The sequence below is a fragment of the Aeromonas sp. QDB56 genome (genome assembly GCF_027705505.1).
In the GTDB taxonomy this organism is placed as follows: domain Bacteria; phylum Pseudomonadota; class Gammaproteobacteria; order Enterobacterales; family Aeromonadaceae; genus Aeromonas; species Aeromonas caviae.
In genome coordinates this window covers 1-1,460 of record NZ_JAPDBZ010000267.1, presented here as the reverse complement: position 1 = coordinate 1,460, position 1,460 = coordinate 1, and the positions used below count along the sequence as shown (strand labels likewise).

Here is a 1,460-nt window from a genome sequence, read left to right as displayed (position 1 = left end):
AAGCAAGCTGGGATGACAATTATCGGGCACAACTATTCTTTGGTTAAATAACCAACAAAGTATGCTCCCGCCCTGGGTAGCGACCCAGCACGACATGACAATACGCGTATCAAGCGCTATATCGCCAAATACACCATTAACCCAGCCTTAGCGCACGGCATCAGCCATGAAGTCGGTTCGATTGAACCGGGCAAATTAGCCGATTTGGTGTTGTGGCGTCCGGCTTTCTTTGGTGTGAAACCTTCCATGATTTTGAAGGGAGGCATGATTGCCGCAGCACCGATGGGTGATGCCAATGCGTCTATTCCAACGCCACAACCGGTACATTTCCGCCCGATGTTTGGTGCGCTCGGTCGTGCGATGCATTCGACCCGCATGACGTTCCTGTCTGGCTTGGCTATTCGCTCTGGTTTGCCTGCGCAACTGGGATTAAACAGTCTGATTGGGGAAGTGAAGAACTGCCGCTCAGTGAAGAAAGCACACATGATCCACAACGACTGGCAGCCGCTGATTGAAGTCGACAGCCAGACCTATCAGGTGCGCGCCAATGGCGAATTACTGACGTGCGAACCGGCTGCGGTGTTGCCAATGGCACAGCGCTACTTTTTATTCTAGGCGAACTTGGGAACACAAAATGATTCGACTCACACAACGATTAACGACAGAAGAAGCAGCAGGAAAAGCGCTACTCACAACGCTGACACTGCCGATCGATCTGCGTATCAAAAGCCGCCTGAAAGTCACTTTAGATAATGGCGATGCAGCCGGTCTATTCCTGACTCGTGGTCAGCTATTACGTGGCGGCGAGTGTTTGACTGACGATGCTGGCGCAGTTGTCGTGATGGTAAAAGCCGCCGAAGAGCAGGTTTCCACGGTGCGCTGCAATGACCCGTTACTACTGAGTCGGATCTGCTATCACCTCGGTAATCGCCATGTACCGCTGCAAATCGAGGCCGGTTTTGCCCGTTATCAGCACGATTATGTGCTCGATGAGATGGTGGTTGGTTTAGGTGGCTCGGTTGCGGTTGAGCTTGCGCCATTTGAACCAGAGGCTGGCGCTTACCAATCGCAAGCGGGCGCAGGGCATCACCATCATCATAATGATCACGAACATGGTCACAACCATGATCATCTGCATGCTCACTCTCATGCAGCCAGTGCAGCGATCGTCGTGCCGATGCATGGTTTTTTGAAAACATCATAAGCAACTAATTAATAAGTAAAAAAAGGAATTTAATATGAACAAATCACGTATTACCACCGCAATCGCTCTGATGTTACTGGCTACACCTGCCTTTGCTCACCCTGGGCACATGGAGCACGGTTTTTCATCGGGGGTGTTGCATCCACTGACTGGCCTTGACCATTTGATGATGTTACTGAGCAGCGTAACCGTTCACCGGGAGGATGTTGACAACAACTCTTCCGGGAGCGGGTAGTCTGTTTTCTCTATGCAGGCA

Annotated in this window: 2 protein-coding genes and 1 pseudogene; all 3 read left to right on the top strand. The window is 51.2% G+C overall.

Annotation, left to right across the window (positions count from 1 at the left end; translation table 11 throughout):
• The first annotated feature begins 72 nt into the window (after positions 1-72).
• Complete coding sequence (locus OKB81_RS20305; protein WP_333563083.1) at positions 73-615, top strand: amidohydrolase family protein; 543 nt, start codon at positions 73-75, stop codon at positions 613-615.
• A gap of 19 nt (positions 616-634) precedes the next feature.
• Positions 635-1,204 carry an urease accessory protein UreE gene (gene ureE / locus OKB81_RS20300; protein ID WP_109112776.1) on the top strand — a complete coding sequence of 190 codons (570 nt, stop codon included), beginning with the start codon at positions 635-637 and terminating at the stop codon, positions 1,202-1,204.
• Between the two features lie 34 nt (positions 1,205-1,238).
• Positions 1,239-1,373, top strand: a pseudogene (locus tag OKB81_RS20895) (HupE/UreJ family protein); the annotation flags it as partial.
• Between the last annotated feature and the right edge of the window lie 87 nt (positions 1,374-1,460).